Annotated in this window: 14 protein-coding genes; 12 read left to right on the plus strand and 2 right to left on the minus strand. The window is 37.1% G+C overall.

Annotation, left to right across the window (positions count from 1 at the left end; translation table 11 throughout):
* Positions 1–8: 8 nt before the first annotated feature.
* Positions 9–1571, plus strand: coding sequence for a toxin-antitoxin system YwqK family antitoxin (locus ACMAZA_RS02060; RefSeq protein ID WP_435189589.1), 1563 nt, complete (start codon positions 9–11; stop codon positions 1569–1571).
* A gap of 36 nt (positions 1572–1607) precedes the next feature.
* Here ACMAZA_RS02060 and glmS read toward each other — a convergent pair whose 3' ends face one another.
* A complete protein-coding gene (gene glmS / locus ACMAZA_RS02065; protein WP_435189590.1) occupies positions 1608–3455 on the minus strand; it encodes a glutamine--fructose-6-phosphate transaminase (isomerizing) in 1848 nt (615 codons plus the stop codon).
* Positions 3456–3594: 139 nt separating this feature from the next.
* On the opposite strand from glmS, the gene ACMAZA_RS02070 reads away from it, so the two are divergent.
* From ACMAZA_RS02070 to prmA, 6 genes are read left to right on the plus strand one after another with little or no spacing between them, the layout of a single operon-like run.
* On the plus strand, positions 3595–4419 hold the full coding sequence (locus ACMAZA_RS02070; RefSeq protein ID WP_435189592.1) for a PHP domain-containing protein: 825 nt from the start codon (positions 3595–3597) through the stop codon (positions 4417–4419).
* Positions 4419–5033 (plus strand): L-threonylcarbamoyladenylate synthase, encoded by a 615-nt coding sequence (locus ACMAZA_RS02075; RefSeq protein WP_435189594.1) that lies wholly within the window; start codon positions 4419–4421, stop codon positions 5031–5033. Before ACMAZA_RS02070 ends, ACMAZA_RS02075 begins: the two co-directional genes overlap by 1 nt.
* 40 nt (positions 5034–5073) lie before the next feature.
* A complete protein-coding gene (locus ACMAZA_RS02080; protein WP_435189595.1) occupies positions 5074–5280 on the plus strand; it encodes an AbrB/MazE/SpoVT family DNA-binding domain-containing protein in 207 nt (68 codons plus the stop codon).
* Positions 5277–5591, plus strand: a complete 315-nt coding sequence (locus tag ACMAZA_RS02085; RefSeq protein ID WP_435189597.1) for a type II toxin-antitoxin system PemK/MazF family toxin — start codon at positions 5277–5279, stop codon at positions 5589–5591. Before ACMAZA_RS02080 ends, ACMAZA_RS02085 begins: the two co-directional genes overlap by 4 nt.
* 49 nt (positions 5592–5640) lie before the next feature.
* The gene (gene alaS, locus ACMAZA_RS02090) at positions 5641–8241 is read left to right on the plus strand and encodes an alanine--tRNA ligase (RefSeq protein ID WP_435189598.1); all 2601 of its coding nucleotides are present in this window, start codon (positions 5641–5643) and stop codon (positions 8239–8241) included.
* Between the two features lie 37 nt (positions 8242–8278).
* Positions 8279–9160, plus strand: coding sequence for a 50S ribosomal protein L11 methyltransferase (prmA, locus tag ACMAZA_RS02095; protein WP_435189600.1), 882 nt, complete (start codon positions 8279–8281; stop codon positions 9158–9160).
* Between the two features lie 15 nt (positions 9161–9175).
* On the opposite strand, the gene thiS is transcribed toward prmA, so the two are convergent.
* Positions 9176–9376 carry a sulfur carrier protein ThiS gene (gene thiS, locus ACMAZA_RS02100; RefSeq protein ID WP_435189601.1) on the minus strand — a complete coding sequence of 67 codons (201 nt, stop codon included), beginning with the start codon at positions 9374–9376 and terminating at the stop codon, positions 9176–9178.
* A 121-nt stretch (positions 9377–9497) separates the two neighbouring features.
* Between thiS and carA the strand changes: the two genes are divergently transcribed.
* The 5 genes from carA to ACMAZA_RS02125 all read left to right on the plus strand — a co-directional run bounded on the left by carA (position 9498) and on the right by ACMAZA_RS02125 (position 16020).
* Entirely contained in the window at positions 9498–10619 is a 1122-nt protein-coding gene (gene carA, locus ACMAZA_RS02105; RefSeq protein WP_435189603.1) for a glutamine-hydrolyzing carbamoyl-phosphate synthase small subunit, read from the plus strand.
* A 31-nt stretch (positions 10620–10650) separates the two neighbouring features.
* Entirely contained in the window at positions 10651–13860 is a 3210-nt protein-coding gene (gene carB, locus ACMAZA_RS02110; RefSeq protein WP_435189604.1) for a carbamoyl-phosphate synthase large subunit, read from the plus strand.
* A gap of 3 nt (positions 13861–13863) precedes the next feature.
* Positions 13864–14340: a transcription elongation factor GreA gene (gene greA / locus ACMAZA_RS02115; RefSeq protein WP_435189606.1), complete on the plus strand. Its 477-nt coding sequence runs from the start codon at positions 13864–13866 to the stop codon at positions 14338–14340.
* Positions 14341–14440: 100 nt separating this feature from the next.
* Entirely contained in the window at positions 14441–15568 is a 1128-nt protein-coding gene (locus ACMAZA_RS02120) for an aminotransferase class V-fold PLP-dependent enzyme (RefSeq protein ID WP_435189607.1), read from the plus strand.
* Between the two features lie 8 nt (positions 15569–15576).
* Positions 15577–16020 (plus strand): GNAT family N-acetyltransferase, encoded by a 444-nt coding sequence (locus tag ACMAZA_RS02125; RefSeq protein WP_435189609.1) that lies wholly within the window; start codon positions 15577–15579, stop codon positions 16018–16020.
* Positions 16021–16029: the final 9 nt, after the last annotated feature.

A 16029-nucleotide genomic window follows, 5' to 3' on the forward strand; every position in this document is an offset into this window, starting at 1 on the left:
AAAAATAAATGAAAAAACTACTCATTTTTCTATTCTCTATTCTGATCTCCTTTAATTCTTATGGTGAAGTAGAACTAGATTTTTCATTGGACACTTTTTGTGAGGAATCACCCAAAGTACAAGTAAGAAATAATCTTTACTTTCTTCCAAATACAGAAAAACCATACTCTGGAAAAACACTTTGTGTTTATTCAAGTAATGGTCAATACTTCAGTCAAGGAAATATTAAGAAAGGACTTTGGGATGGAAAAATTACTTTTTGGTTTGAAAATGGTCAGAAATGGAAAGAGGAAAATTGGAGTAACGGAGTTATCAATGGAAAGTGGTTAATTTGGCATAAAAATGGTCAGTTAGAATCAGAGTTAAATTTCAAAGACAACAATGAAGATGGTAAACAGACTTCTTGGTATGAAGATGGTCAGATAAGATGGGACTCTAATTACAAAAATGGAATGGCAGATGGTTTATTCACTTGGTGGCATGAAGATGGTCAGAAAAAATCTGAGATAACATACAAAGACAATAGTTTAGTTAATCAAACTCAATATGCTTATAACAATAATTCACAGATACTTTCTATAAAAAATTACTCTGGACTACCTAATGATGAGAACCTAGAAAGTGAGACTGATTACTCATACTATGCTAATGGTCAAATACAAAGTGAAATAACCTGGAAAAATGACATTGAGGATGGTAAGACTATTGGTTGGTATGAGGATGGTAAAAAAAGTTATGAGTACACAAATCAAGAAGGGAAGTTGGAAGGAAAATGGTTAGAATGGAATGAAAAAGGTCATCTAATTAAAGAAAACATCTATGAAAATGATATTTTAATTAGTGAAACCAAAGTTAAATTTTATTATTATGATAATGGTCAAATAGAAACAGAGATTACTTATTTAAATGGTAAAGAAGATGGAATAAGTAAATACTATTATGAAGATGGTTTACTAGGTCAAGAGTCGAGTTACAAGAATGGCAAACTTCATGGTAAATCTACAAGTTGGTATCCAAATGGTCAGATAGAGTATGAAGAGTATTGGAAAGATGATAATCCTGATGGAAATTGGACTCAGTGGAATAAAAACGGTGAAAAACTGTCAGAGGGAAATTTCAAAGATGGGAATGGTTACTTTCTTGGGTTGTACGAAAACAAACAAAAATACTATGATTTTATTTTAAGAGATAGTCGTCTAACAAGCACTTGGTGGTATGAGAATGGTCAAAAACAGAAAGAAAGAAGTTGGAATAAAGATTCTAACCTAGATGGCAAATGGACTGAGTGGGATGAGGATGGTCTGACAACTTTAATAAAAAATTACAAAGATGGAACTTTAGTTGTCGAAACTGGATACTTATATTATGAAAATGGTCAAAAATCACAAGAAAACATTTACAAAGATGATGTTGAAATTAAAACTGAGTGGGATGAAACTGGTCAGATAAGAACAGAGGAGCATTACAAAGATGGAAAGTATGATGGTAAGGTGACTGGATGGGATGAAAATGGTCAGATATATTCAGAGTCAAATTGGAAAGACGGTGAATGCATCAGTGGAGACTGTTAATTAACCAATTTCACCAATTTTAATGTACAACCAAAACTACTCAACAGTTACTGATTTGGCTAAATTTCTTGGCTTGTCAACATCAGCTTCTCTAGACAAAGCAACATGATAGCTAAGTAATTGAAGAGGTATTGTAAAAATAATTGGGGCTGAAATTCTTCCAAGGTTTGAAGTAATTGGAATGACTTTCATTGAATCCATAGATTGAACTTTGGAGTTTTCATCTTCGAAAACTAACATCTTAGAGCCTCTTGACTTAACTTCTTGTAGATTCGATTTTAATTTTTCTAACAACTCATCATTTGGAGCAATTGCTATCACTGGCATATTTTTATCAATAAGTGCAATTGGGCCATGTTTCAATTCCCCTGCTGGATAAGCTTCGGCATGAATATAACTAATTTCTTTTAGTTTTAGTGCGCCCTCCATTGCAATAGCATACATAGTTCCTCTTCCTAAAAATAAAGCGCTGTTTTTATTTGTAAAGCTTTTAGCTAGTTGTTTTATCTGAGTTTCTTGAAGTAGAGCTTCATTAATAAGTCCAGGCAATTTTTTTAAACCATTAACAATTTCTGACTCTTGCCTTCTACTGATATAGCCTTTTAATTTGCCAATCGAGCACATCAATAATGCTAAAGAAACTAACTGAGTAGTAAAAGCTTTAGTACTAGCCACTCCAATTTCTGGACCAGCATGTGTTAAGAATGTTAAATCAGACAATCTAGTTAGGCTTGATTCTGCTGAGTTACTAATACAAAGAGACTTTAATGTGTTATTAATTTTTTTAGCAGCTTTCAGAGCCTCTAATGTATCTGCAGTTTCTCCACTTTGTGACAATGTTACAAAAAGAGTGTTATCTAAAAGAATAGGTCGACGATATCGGTATTCACTAGCAATTTCAACATGACATGGAATTTTTGCAATGTCTTCAATCCAGTATTTTGCAACAAGTCCTGCATTGTAACTAGTTCCACAAGCAGCAATTTGAATTTGATCTATTGATCTAAAGATTTCATCTGCCTTATGACCAAAAGATGAAGAAATAACAGAATCATTAGTAATTCTTGATTCTAATGTATCTCTTATTGCTTGAGGTTGTTCAAAAATCTCTTTTTGCATGAAGTGATTAAAATTACCCTTATCAACCTGGCCAGCTTTAAGTTTGGATTTTTGGACTGGACGATTCACTAATTTTCCATCCAAATCATAAATAGTAACTTTATCTAATTTAACTTCAGCAATATCACCTTCCTCAAGAAAGATAAATTTGTTTGTTTTGGACAATAGGGCCATTTGATCTGAAGCAATATAGTTTCCATTTTCACTAATTCCAATTAATAAAGGAGAGCCTTTTCTTGCAGCAATTATTTGATCTGGGTATTTTGATGAAATAACTCCAATCCCATACGAACCTTCAAAAGATTTAACTGCTTTCTGAACTGATTCTACAAGAGAAGAACCTAACTGCATTTCTGAATCAATTGAGTGCGCAATTACTTCTGTATCAGTTTCAGATTTGAATTCATAGCCTTGTTTTATTTGAATATTTTTTAATTCAAGATAATTCTCAATAATGCCATTATGAACTACACTGACAGTATTTTTTGATATATGCGGGTGAGCATTAAGGCTTGATGGTTCTCCATGAGTAGCCCATCTAGTATGAGCTATACCAATCTTTCCATTGATTTCTTTACTTCTAGATTTTAAGTTCATTTCTAGATTGCTAACTTTTCCAACTGATCTAGCTCGTTCAAATGAATTTTGTTTAGAAAGAACAATTAGGCCAGATGAATCATAGCCTCGATACTCTAAACGATTTAAACCTTCTAAAAGAAGCGGGGTAATATTTTGATCTGTAACACCGCCAACTATACCGCACATATTTAATATTGATATGAATAAGCTTAATATTATAGTTAATTATGAAACATGAGCATGTTCATAACTCAGGCTTTAATAAATATTCTTAGATTTTGATTGTTTAAGCAATTTATGGTTTTAGCCTATAATGAGAATCATAATGAAAGCTGATTTACATAATCATTCATACTTTTCTGATGGCTTTCTATCGCCCAGAGATATTGTAAAGCTTGCAAGCGATGCAAATTGTGATTTGTTTGCACTAACTGACCATGATAGCACTAATGGCATTGTTGAAGCAAAGTCTGAAGCCGATAAATTAGGTACCAACCTTGTTAATGGTGTGGAGATATCTGCATTTTGGCGAAATAGCGCTATACATATTGTAGGTTTAGGAATAGATATAGATAATGACGAGCTTCAAACAGGCTTAGAGTTTAATCAAACATTACGTAAGGAAAGGGCTAAAAAAATAGCTCTTGGATTATGGCGATCCGGCATAAAAGATGCATTAGAAAAAGCCCAAATGTTGAGTGGTGGTCATATGCTTACAAGAACGCATTTTGCGCAAATGTTAATTAGTGAAGGCTATTGTAAGGACATGAAGTCAGTCTTTAGAAGATATTTGACAGGTAGAAAACCTGGAGGAGTGAGGGTTGAATGGAAGGATTTTAAAGAAGTCATTAAATGGGTGCAATCCTCTGGAGGTAAAGCTTTAATTGCACATCCTTTCAGATATCGAATGACTCATACTAAAATAAAAAATATGCTCATTGACTTTAAAGAAGCAAATGGAGATGGTATTGAAGTTATAAATGCTAATAGCTCTGATCAAGAAATTTCTCTTGGAAATCAATGGATTGAAGAATACGATTTACTTGCATCAGTTGGTTCAGATTTTCATGGATGGCCAAATCAGAGAGTTCAAATTGGTAATTTAGCTGAACTGACAAATAATAGCAGGGCTATTTGGAGCTATTTGTAATGGCATTGATTCTTGATATTCATCCAATAAGCCCTCAAATGAGGTTAATTACTAAAGTCACAGAAACAGTTGAAAAGGGTGGAGTTATTGCCTATCCAACAGATTCAGGATATGCCTTAGGGTGTGCTCTTGGAAATAAAACTGCGATGGAGAGAATAGTAAAGATTAGAAAATTAAAAAGACATCATCACTTTACTTTAATGCTAAAAGACTTGTCTCATGTTGGAGAATATGCAAAGCTGAATAATTCAGGTTTTAGGTTGTTAAAAAAAATACTTCCTGGGGCTTATACATTTATTCTTGAAGGTGCTAAGGATATACCAAATCGTCTTCTCAATGGCAATCGAAAGACAATCGGAGTTAGGGTTTCAAGTAATATGATAGTTCAGGCAATTCTAGGGGGCTTGGAAGATCCTTTGATGAGTGTATCCCTCATAATGCAGGGGTATGAATTCTATAATGGTAATGATGTAAAGACAGTTTTGAGCAATTCAATTGATCTGATTATTGACTCAGGACACTGTCCTCCAGAGCCAACTTCAGTAATTGATATCTCTGAAGATGAAATATTAATTTTGAGAGAGGGTGCAGGAAGCCTTGAATCTATAATCTAAATGGCTTGTATTTATAATGTAATTACAATATAATTACATTATGGCTAAAATCATTCAAATAGGCAATTCACAGGGTATCAGAATACCTAAGCCACTTATTGCACTGGCTAATCTTGAGGGCAAAGAGCTTGAATATGTTGTGATGGATAGTGGTCTACTGATTACTCCAGAAAAAAAAGTTCGAGTGGGTTGGGAAAATGATACTGATAATCTGAGCGTTGAATGGGAGTGGAGTAAGACCCCATGAGGCGCTTTGAAGTCTGGCTCATTATGAAAAATCCAGAATTTGGGCGTGTAGTTGATAATCTTGGTCTGTGCACCATAGTCACTCCAGATGAGTTGAATAAACTGCCTAGTCTAATAGTTGCCCCTATGACTACATCATTTGAGTCAATACCCAGTCGAGTCGAATGCATTTTTGAAGGGGCAAAAGGATTCATCATGATTGATCAAATTAGAACGATAGAAAAATTATGCTTTATCAAAAAATTAGGAGAGCTTGAAAATGACGTTCAAATAAATTTATGTGATCGCTTTCAAGAGTTTTTTGCTTACTAACTAGGGCTGTGAGTATAATCATCTCATTTATAAATTATTCAACTTTGAAATGAAAACTGCTGAAATACGTCAGAAATTTCTAACTTACTTTGAGAGTCATGGACATTCAATTCAGCAGAGCGCCCCTTTAGTTCCTCATAATGACAATACTTTGCTTTTTGTTAATGCAGGAATGGTTCCTTTTAAAGATTTTTTTACAGGTGCTGCAAAGACACCCTTTAATAGGGCAGTTTCCTGTCAAAGATGCGTTAGAGCAGGTGGAAAACACAACGACCTAGATAATGTTGGATATACAGCCCGCCACCATACTTTTTTTGAAATGCTTGGCAACTTCAGTTTTGGTGACTACTTTAAAAGTGAAGCTATACGTTTCTGCTGGGATTTTTTAACTGTAGAGCTTGGCCTTCCAAAAGATAAACTCTGGGTCAGTGTTTTTGAGGATGATGATGAGGCTGCTAATATTTGGGTCAAAGAGATTGGCTTTCCTTTGGAAAGAATCTCTCGCTGCGGTGCAAAAGATAATTTTTGGCAAATGGGTGATACAGGGCCTTGCGGCCCTTGTAGTGAAGTCTTTTATGATCATGGAGATCATATAGAAGGTGGGCCACCTGGAACACCAGAGGAAGATGGCGACAGATTTATTGAGATTTGGAATTTAGTCTTTATGCAATTTGACCGTCAGCAAGACGGCACCTTGGTTCCTTTAAAATCAACTGGAGTTGATACTGGAATGGGCCTTGAGAGGTTAGCTGCAGTGATTCAGCACGAAAATAATAATTATGATATCGATAGCTTTAAAGAATTAACGAATGCAGTTGCAGCACTAGTTCCAAACGAGCAAGGTATCGAATCCACTCACGCATCAGTTAGAGTTATTGCTGACCATATCAGGTCAACTGCATTTATGATTGTTGATGGGATTAGCCCTTCAAATGAGGGAAGAGGTTATGTTCTAAGAAGAATTATTCGAAGGGCTATACGCCATGGGCACAAGTTGGGTATCAGTGAAATATTCTTCTACAAGTTGGTATCAGTACTTTCAAGCCAGAACAAGTTAGCCTATCCTGAACTTATTTCTAATCAGGGGCAAGTTGAGCAAACCCTCAAAAAAGAAGAGGAGCGTTTCATTCAAACTCTTGATACCGGAATGAGCATTCTTGAGAGTGCGATTGAAGATATTTCAGGAAGTGAAATTTCTGGTGAAGTGGCCTTTAAGCTTTACGATACTTATGGATTTCCTGTTGATCTAACGGCTGATGTTGCTAGAGAGCGTGGTTTAACGATTGATATGTCAGGCTTTGATTCTGAAATGAATATTCAAAAAGAGCGTGCAAGAAAGGCTGGTGACTTCGAATCCAAAAAATCATCAGTAGTTATAGAAAATCCAACAGAGTTTCTTGGTTATGACTACTTTGATAATAATGCTACTATTACTGCCATTATTAAAAATAATGAGCCTGTTAATGAACTTAGTGAAGGACAAGAGGCAATTGTTATTCTAGATCAAAGCAGCTTTTATGGAGAATCTGGAGGGCAGGTGGGTGACCAGGGTAATTTATCCAATAAGAGCTCACAATTCAAAGTTTCGGATACTCAAAAGCAAGCATCAAGTGCTTTTGAGCATTTTGGCATTTTAGATTCAGGCTCTCTTAAAGTTGGAGATAAAGTCAATGCTATCGTAGATATTGAAAGACGAAAGAAGATTATGGGAAATCATTCTGCCACCCATCTTCTTCATGAGTCATTGAGACTTATCCTTGGTGACAAGGTCAATCAGAAAGGCTCTCTAGTTGAGCCTGATAAATTGAGATTTGATTTCTCTCATGACGAAGCTGTGTCCAAATCAAATCTTGATCAAGTGGAAGCTCTAGTAAACAAACAAATATTAGGAAATTCTGAAGTGATTACTGAGGAGACTGACATTGAGTCAGCCAAGAAAAAAGGCGCTGTGGCTCTTTTTGGCGAAAAATATGGAGAAAATGTTAGAGTTCTTTCAATGGGAGATGATAATTTTTCTGTTGAGCTTTGCGGTGGCACGCATGTTGAAAGATTGGGCGATATTGGAAGATTTAAAATTATTTCAGAGAGCGGCATAGCCTCTGGAATACGAAGGATAGAAGCAGTTACTGGTCTAGAAGCCTACAAGCTTGATAAGATTAATGAGGATAATTTGGACATGATTGCTAGCCTCACAAAATCTAATTCAGTTAATCTTCTTGAAAAGATAAAGCAGTTAATCTCTGATCAAAAAAGTCTTGAGAAGCAGATTGCAAATTTTCAAAAACAATTAGCGAGTGATCAGAGTGTTGATTTAATTTCCAAAGCTGAGAATATTAATGACATTAAGCTTCTTGCAACTGAAGTCTCGGGAGTTTCTGCTAAAGACTTAAGGGATCTTGCAGATAAATTAAAAGACAAGTTAGGAACCGCAGTCGTTGTTCTTGCAGTGGTGTCAGGAAAAAAAGTTTCACTTATCTCTGCGGTTACTAAAAACCTAACTGATAAATATCAAGCTGGTACTATCTTGAATCATGTAGCATCTCAAATCGGCGGTAAAGGCGGAGGACGTGCCGACATGGCTCAGGGTGGAGGTACTGATCCAGAGAAATTAAAAGATGCATTAAATTCTGTCAAAGATCTGATTGGATAAAGATAATACTTATAGTGATTCCAGTATAACTAAATCAATGCACTGGAATCAAATCTCTTTTGAAGTCAATAAGCAGCAAGCTGATCTAGTCTCGGAGATTTTAATGGGTCTTGGGAGTATTTCAATCTCTTATTCTGATAGCCAAGACAATGCAATCTTTGAACCTCCTGTCGGGGAGACTCCTCTTTGGGAGTCAATTCAAGTTAAAGCCCTATTCCAATCAGAAGTGGATATTAATCTAGTTGCTGACACATTAAGTGAGAGCTGTAATATTAAAATAATTGACTCTTTAAAAGTAGAGGATAAAATTTGGGAGGAGGAGTGTCAAAAGGATTTTCCCTCTATGCAGTTTGGAAAAAATCTTTGGGTCTGCCCATCATGGGATTCAAAAAAAATGAGTTCAGAAGATGCAATAGTTATTAACATGGACCCTGGATTAGCCTTTGGAACTGGGACTCATCAAACGACAAGTCTATGTTTAGAATTTTTGGATGAAAATCCTCCAATTGGTTTAACTGCCATTGATTTTGGTTGTGGTACAGGAATTTTAGCTATTGCCGCTGCAAAATTAGGCGCCATAAGGGTTACAGCTATAGACAATGATCCTCAGGCTGTAACTTCAAGTTATGAAAATGTTAAAAAAAATCATTGTGAAGATATCGTTAAAACTCTTCATACAGCTGAAAATTTTAAATACAAGCCTTGCGATTTATTAATGGCCAATATACTTGCTAACCCTATCATTGAGTTTGAGCCTTTATTTTCAGAAATAGTCAAACCCAATGGGACTATTGTTCTATCAGGAATTCTTGAGGAGCAAGTCGAGAAAGTTATAGATTGCTATTCCAAAAATTTCAATAATATTAAAACTGAGAATAAGAGTGAGTGGTTCAGAATTAGTGCTTCAAGAATCACCTAAGAAATAGAATGGTCCTTAACCCCCGCCAACAGCATTAATGACCTCAACCCTATCTGAGCTCTTTAAGAGGTAAGACTGATGTTTCGACTTTGGAATAATTGCCTCATTAACTTCGATGGCGATTCTTATATTTTTATAACCTAATTCAGCAATAAGATCTTGGATATTTGAATCTTCTGGAATTGATATTTCTTCACCATTGACAATTATTTTCACAAATGTATAGAGTTTGTTTATTAAATTAAATTATAACATTGGTTTGTGAAATTCAAGATAATTTAATGATAAACACATGGTAAAATTTCCCGTGTTTTGAACCCCAAAAAGGAGTAATACTTTGCCTCAAATTGCCATATTAGCACTAGAAGATGGCAAAGTTTTTTGGGGGAAATCAATTGGTTCTATTGGTCACACAGTTGGTGAAGTAGTCTTTAATACTGCAATGACAGGTTACCAAGAAATTCTGACTGACCCATCCTATTGTCAACAGATAGTAGCTCTAACCTATCCTCACATTGGTAACACAGGAATCAACATAGTTGATGAGGAGTCTTCTAATGTCTATGCATCAGGACTCATCATCAGGGATCTGCCTTTAGTGCAAAGTAATTGGCGCTCAGAGATGAGTCTCGATAATTACCTTTCGAGCAATAATATTGTTGCGATATCTAATATCGACACGCGCGCCCTGACAAGACATCTGAGAATCAATGGAGCACTCAAAGGCTGCATTATGGCAGCAAATTCAATAAACTCAGATTTAGCAATTCAGTATGCAAAAGATTTCGCTGGCCTTAAAAATATGGATCTGGCAAAAGTTGTTTCTACCTCCAAAACCTACTCCTTTAATCAAGGAACATTTGATATTGCTAATTCCACTTTTAATAAAGAGCCTTCTAAATTTAAAGTAGCTGTTTACGACTATGGTGTGAAGAAAAATATACTAAGAATGCTGGTAGATAGGGGATGTGAACTGACGGTTTTTAACGCACAAGCCTCACTTCATAACCTGCTAGCTATGAATCCGGATGGTGTTTTTCTCTCTAATGGTCCTGGAGACCCTGAGCCATGCGACTATGCAATTCAAAATATTAAAGAATTACTAGAGAAGAATATTCCCATCTTTGGAATATGTCTTGGGCACCAGCTTTTATCCCTGGCATCTGGCGCCAGAACAGAAAAAATGAAGTTTGGCCATCACGGCGCAAATCATCCTGTTCAAGATTTAAAGTCTGAAAGAGTGATGATTACTTCGCAAAATCATGGCTTTGCAGTCTCTGAAAAAGACTTGCCCGAATCGATTGAGATTAGCCATCGCTCATTATTCGATCAAAGTATTCAGGGGATAAGAGTTAAGAATAAACCTGCATACAGTTTTCAAGGTCACCCAGAAGCATCACCTGGCCCACATGATGTTAGTTACTTGTTTGATGAATTTATAGAGCTTATGAAACAATGAATCTTAACTTTTCATTTTATTTTATTTAGATATGCCTAAAAGACAGGACATTAAAAGTATTCTAATCATCGGAGCAGGGCCAATTGTCATAGGACAGGCTTGTGAGTTTGATTATTCTGGCGCACAGGCATGCAAGGCTCTTCGTGAAGAGGGTTACAGAGTTATTCTGGTTAATTCAAATCCTGCCACCATTATGACTGACCCCAAAATGGCTGATGCAACCTACATTGAGCCAATTGAATGGAAAACTGTTGAGAAAATCATTGAAAAAGAGAAACCTGATGCACTTCTTCCAACTATGGGTGGGCAAACAGCTCTGAATTGTGCATTAGATCTTGATCGTCATGGTATTCTTGAAAAACACGGCGTTGAGATGATTGGTGCAAATAAACAGGCAATTGATAAGGCTGAGGATAGAGAATTGTTTCGCCAGGCGATGCTCAAAATTGGTCTTGACATGCCTAAGGCAGCCATCGCACATTCTCTTGAAGATGCCTTAAAAGTTCAAGAGGAAGTCGGCTTCCCGACAATCATTCGGCCCTCATTTACAATGGGTGGCTCTGGAGGAGGCGTTGCTTTCAATAAGGAGCAATTTGTTGAGATATGTCAACGTGGCTTAGATCTATCTCCAACCAATGAGTTGCTCATAGAAGAGTCTATTCTTGGATGGAAAGAGTTCGAGATGGAGGTAGTTAGAGATAACAAAGATAACTGCATTATCATCTGCTCAATAGAAAACTTTGACCCAATGGGTATTCATACTGGAGACTCGATTACAGTTGCACCAGCTCAAACGCTGACCGATAAAGAGTACCAGATTATGCGCAACGCTTCACTCATGGTGCTCAGAGAAATTGGAGTTGACACTGGAGGTTCAAACGTACAGTTTGCTGTCAATCCCGATAACGGTAGATTGACAATTATTGAAATGAATCCAAGAGTCTCCAGATCTTCTGCTTTAGCATCAAAAGCGACTGGTTTTCCTATTGCAAAAGTAGCAGCTAAGCTTGCCGTGGGATATACACTAGACGAACTTGATAATGATATTACTGGGGGAAAGACTCCTGCGTCATTTGAACCTTCAATTGATTACGTCGTTACTAAGATTCCAAGATTCGCTTTTGAAAAATTCCCCCAGGCAGATGACAGGTTAACAACCCAAATGAAGTCAGTTGGCGAAGTCATGGCTATGGGGTCAACCTTCCAGGAGTCTCTTCAAAAGGCACTTAGAGGACTCGAGACTGACAAGTCCGGCCTCGACCCAATAATAGATATTACTGCTGATGACTCTAAAGCAAAAATAAGAAGCGAACTTCTCTCTGCTGGTGCGGAAAGAATATTCTATTTGGCAGATGCCTTTAGAATGGGTATGACTCTTCAAAATGCATTCGAACTATCAAAGATTGACCCATGGTTTTTGGCTCAAGTCGAAGACATTGTTTTGTCAGAAAAGTCAATCGAAGGTAAAGAGATTGAGGATATCCAACCTGAAACCATTAGAGAACTGAAGCAAAAAGGTTTTTCTGATAAGAGGTTATCTGAAATCTTGAATTGTACTGAAGAGGTCTTTCGTAAAAAGAGACTAGCACTTGATATTCAACCTGTTTTCAAAAGGGTGGATAGCTGCGCGGCTGAATTTGACACTGAAACTGCTTATCTTTACTCAACTTATCAGTCAGAGTGTGAGGCAAACCCATCAGATAACAAAAAAATAATGATTTTAGGCGGTGGTCCAAATAGAATAGGACAAGGCATTGAGTTTGACTACTGCTGTGTGCATGCTTCTTTGGCGCTTCAAAAAGTTGGCTATGAAACTATCATGGTTAACTGTAACCCAGAAACGGTCTCTACCGACTATGATGTCTCAGATAGGCTTTATTTTGAGCCACTGACACTTGAGGATGTGCTCCAGGTTATCGAAATTGAAAAACCTGAAGGCATCATTGTACATTATGGTGGGCAAACTCCACTGAAGCTTGCAGCAGCCCTTGAAAAGAGTGGTGCAAATATTATTGGGACTAGTCCTGATTCTATTGATTTAGCTGAAGATAGAGAACGTTTTCAGAAGATGATTCAAAAGTTAAATCTTAAGCAGCCAGTGAATGATACTGCAAGATCTCAAGATGAAGCAGTAGAAATAGCTAACTCGATAGGTTTTCCTTTAGTTGTTAGGCCATCTTACGTCTTGGGCGGTCGGGCAATGGAAATTGTTTATGATAATGATAGCCTAGAGCGTTATATGACAACTGCTGTCAAGGTATCCAATGATTCCCCTGTCCTTCTTGACTCATTCTTAGATCATGCAATTGAGGTGGATATCGATGTCATTAGTGATGGAAAAGACATTGTTATTGGCGGCATAATGGAGCATATTGAGCAAGCAGGCATTCATTCAGGAGATTCAGCTTGCTCGCTTCCACCACATTCTCTACCCTCAAGTGTTCTTGATGAAATGAGAAGACAAGTCAAGCTAATGGCGAAAGAATTGAAAGTTATTGGGCTAATGAATACTCAGCTTGCATATCAGGATGAAGAAATTTATGTGATCGAGGTCAATCCTCGAGCTTCGAGAACAGTTCCTTTTGTATCAAAAGCTACTGGAGCTCCCTTGGCGAATATTGCTGCGAGAGTGATGGCTGGAATTTCTTTGGAAGAGCAAAACTTTACGAGTGAAATTATACCTGTGCACTATTCTGTGAAGGAGTCAGTCTTTCCATTTAATAAATTTTTAGGAGTAGATCCATTTTTGGGTCCAGAGATGAGATCAACTGGCGAGGTGATGGGTGTTGGAAAAGACTTTCCTTCAGCTTTCGACAAGGCCTTTCTTGCAGCCGGTGATGTAGTTCCTACAAGCGGAAAAGTTCTTGTGAGTCTTAGAACACTAGATCGTGGAAGATTAGTTGAACTCGGTGAAAGGCTTATCAGTCAGGGTTTCGAGATTGTTGCTACACGTACAAACCAAGAAATACTCTCACAAGCTGGTCTTGAATGTACAATGGTAAATAAAGTTTCAGAAGGGTCTCCGCACATTGTTGATGCTATTAAAAATGAAGAAATCAGCCTTATTATTAATTCCACAGATGATACTCAAGGCCTAGAAGACGCTACAGTGATTCGATGTCAAGCATTGATCCATAAGATACCTTGCACTACAACAGTTGCTGCTGCCTTCGCAATGCTTGATGGATTGAAAACCCAAGATAAGTTAGTTGTTAGGTCCTTACAATCTATTCATAATTGATCTATGGAAACAATACCAATAACGGTTAGTGGCGCTAAATTTCTTGAAGATGAGTTACTCAGACTCAAGGATGAGGAGCGCCCAAGAATAGTGAATGACATTGCCACAGCTAGAGAGCATGGAGACCTAAAAGAAAATGCTGAATATCACGCTGCAAAGGAAGAGCAAGCCTTTGTTGAAGGAAGAATTCAAGAAATAGAGTTCAAATTATCTCGTTTGCAAATTATTGATGTAAAGCAATTGAATCAAGATGGTCGCTGTGTGTTCGGAACGACTGTCAATTTATTAAATTTGTCTGACGATAGCGAAATCATCTATCAAATTGTTGGTGAGGATGAGGCTGACATTGAAAAAGGCAAAATTTCTTGCCATTCTCCTATAGCTAGAGCCTTAATGGGAAATGAAGAAGGCGACGAGGTCACTGTAAATGCACCCAAAGGCGACATAAGATACGAAATTCTTGACGTCCAATACCTGTAGCACAATTCAATTACAGCTAACAATTTTTTAATTTTTTTCTTTGTCTTCATTTTTTAATTCTGTGTAGAATTGTAATTTTTTTTCTGAATGGAATTTAAGAATGCCAGGTTTACTTCCCAATATTGATCCAGATGGACTTCTAGAGTATTCAGTAGTCTATACAGATAGATCACTCAATCACATGTCTAGCTCATTTCAGCAAGCAATGAATGACGTCTCATCATCGCTCAAAACAGTTTATAACGCAGAATCGGTAGTGCTTGTACCTGGCGGTGGAACCTATGGCATGGAGGCTGTTGCTAGGCAATTTGCCAATGACAAAGATTGCTTAGTCATAAGAAATGGTTGGTTCAGTTATCGTTGGTCTCAAATTTTAGAGGTTGGAAAAATTCCATCAAAATTAACTGTTTTGAAAGCAACTCGTAAAAATCCTGGTAGTCAAGAGCCATTTTCTCCAGTAGATATTGATGAAGTTGTTCATAAAATTAAATCTGAAAAGCCAGCCATAGTTTTTGCACCTCATGTTGAAACATCAGCAGGCATCATTCTTCCTGATGAATATATAAAAGCTGTCTCTGAGGCAGTCCATTCTGTTGGAGGCATGTTTGTATTGGATTGTATTGCATCTGGCGCTATATGGGTTGATATGCAGAAATGTGGTGTCGATATTTTGGTTAGTGCGCCGCAAAAAGGCTGGAGCGCATCTCCAGCATTTGGCATGGTCATGTTATCTTCAAATGCGTCTGAGAGGATACACGAAACTCAAAGCACAAGCTTCTCATGTGATCTTCTAAAATGGCTTCAAATGATGCAGGCTTATGAAAATGGTGGGCATGCCTATCATGCTACTATGCCGACAGACGCAATCAAACACTTCAGAGACACCATAAATGAAACGGCTGAGTTTGGTTTTGATAATGCTAGAGATAAACAACAAGAGCTTGGAGATAGGGTTAGGTCTCTACTAAAAAAACATGGTTTTATCAGCGTTGCTGCAGATGGCTTTTTAGCTCCAGGAGTCGTTGTCAGTTTCACCTCAGACAAGGGTTTGCATAATGGATCTAAGTTTAAAGATTTAGGTATGCAAATTGCTGCTGGTGTTCCGCTTCAATGCGATGAAGGAGAGGACTATCAAACATTTCGTCTTGGGCTTTTTGGTCTAGACAAGCTCAAGGATGTAGATTCAGCAGTCAAGAGACTTGAAGAGGTATTTAATCAATTAAAATAACCATTTATATGAAGGTTGCAGCGTTAAATCTAAACGACAAAGACAAATGGGCACAGCTTTATCATGGCTATGCAGAGTTCTATGAAATGAAAATGAACCAAGATATTCTTGATACTGTTTGGTCATGGATACATAGCCATGAAGTAAAGTTTTATTCTATAGGAGTAAAATCTAGCGAAAATGAGTTAATTGGATTTATGCATTACAGAGAAATGCCTTCACCACTAAGAGGACAACTTGTTGGTTTCCTAGACGATCTCTTCGTGCATCCTGATTTTAGAGGAACTGGAGCTGTTCAACTACTATTTGGTGAGCTTAAAATACAAGCAAAAAAAAATGATTGGCCTTATGTTCGTTGGATCACAGCTACTGACAACTCTAGAGCTCGAAAAGTTTATAACCAGATTTCTAAGCCAATTGATTTTGTCACTTATCAGATGCAAATAAATTAACTCATCATC

It is taken from the genome of Pseudothioglobus sp. nBUS_23 (assembly GCF_051201565.1).
Lineage (GTDB): Bacteria > Pseudomonadota > Gammaproteobacteria > PS1 > Pseudothioglobaceae > Pseudothioglobus.

Excerpts from the sequence above, each read along its gene's own strand:
- ACMAZA_RS02060 (WP_435189589.1), top strand. The coding sequence starts at position 9 with ATGAAAAAACTACTCATTTTTCTATTCTCTATTCTGATCTCCTTTAAT.
- glmS (WP_435189590.1), bottom strand. The coding sequence starts at position 3,455 with ATGTGCGGTATAGTTGGCGGTGTTACAGATCAAAATATTACCCCGCTT.
- ACMAZA_RS02070 (WP_435189592.1), top strand. The coding sequence starts at position 3,595 with ATGAAAGCTGATTTACATAATCATTCATACTTTTCTGATGGCTTTCTA.
- ACMAZA_RS02075 (WP_435189594.1), top strand. The coding sequence starts at position 4,419 with ATGGCATTGATTCTTGATATTCATCCAATAAGCCCTCAAATGAGGTTA.
- ACMAZA_RS02080 (WP_435189595.1), top strand. The coding sequence starts at position 5,074 with ATGGCTAAAATCATTCAAATAGGCAATTCACAGGGTATCAGAATACCT.
- ACMAZA_RS02085 (WP_435189597.1), top strand. The coding sequence starts at position 5,277 with ATGAGGCGCTTTGAAGTCTGGCTCATTATGAAAAATCCAGAATTTGGG.
- alaS (WP_435189598.1), top strand. The coding sequence starts at position 5,641 with ATGAAAACTGCTGAAATACGTCAGAAATTTCTAACTTACTTTGAGAGT.
- prmA (WP_435189600.1), top strand. The coding sequence starts at position 8,279 with ATGCACTGGAATCAAATCTCTTTTGAAGTCAATAAGCAGCAAGCTGAT.
- carB (WP_435189604.1), top strand. The coding sequence starts at position 10,651 with ATGCCTAAAAGACAGGACATTAAAAGTATTCTAATCATCGGAGCAGGG.
- greA (WP_435189606.1), top strand. The coding sequence starts at position 13,864 with ATGGAAACAATACCAATAACGGTTAGTGGCGCTAAATTTCTTGAAGAT.
- ACMAZA_RS02120 (WP_435189607.1), top strand. The coding sequence starts at position 14,441 with ATGCCAGGTTTACTTCCCAATATTGATCCAGATGGACTTCTAGAGTAT.
- ACMAZA_RS02125 (WP_435189609.1), top strand. The coding sequence starts at position 15,577 with ATGAAGGTTGCAGCGTTAAATCTAAACGACAAAGACAAATGGGCACAG.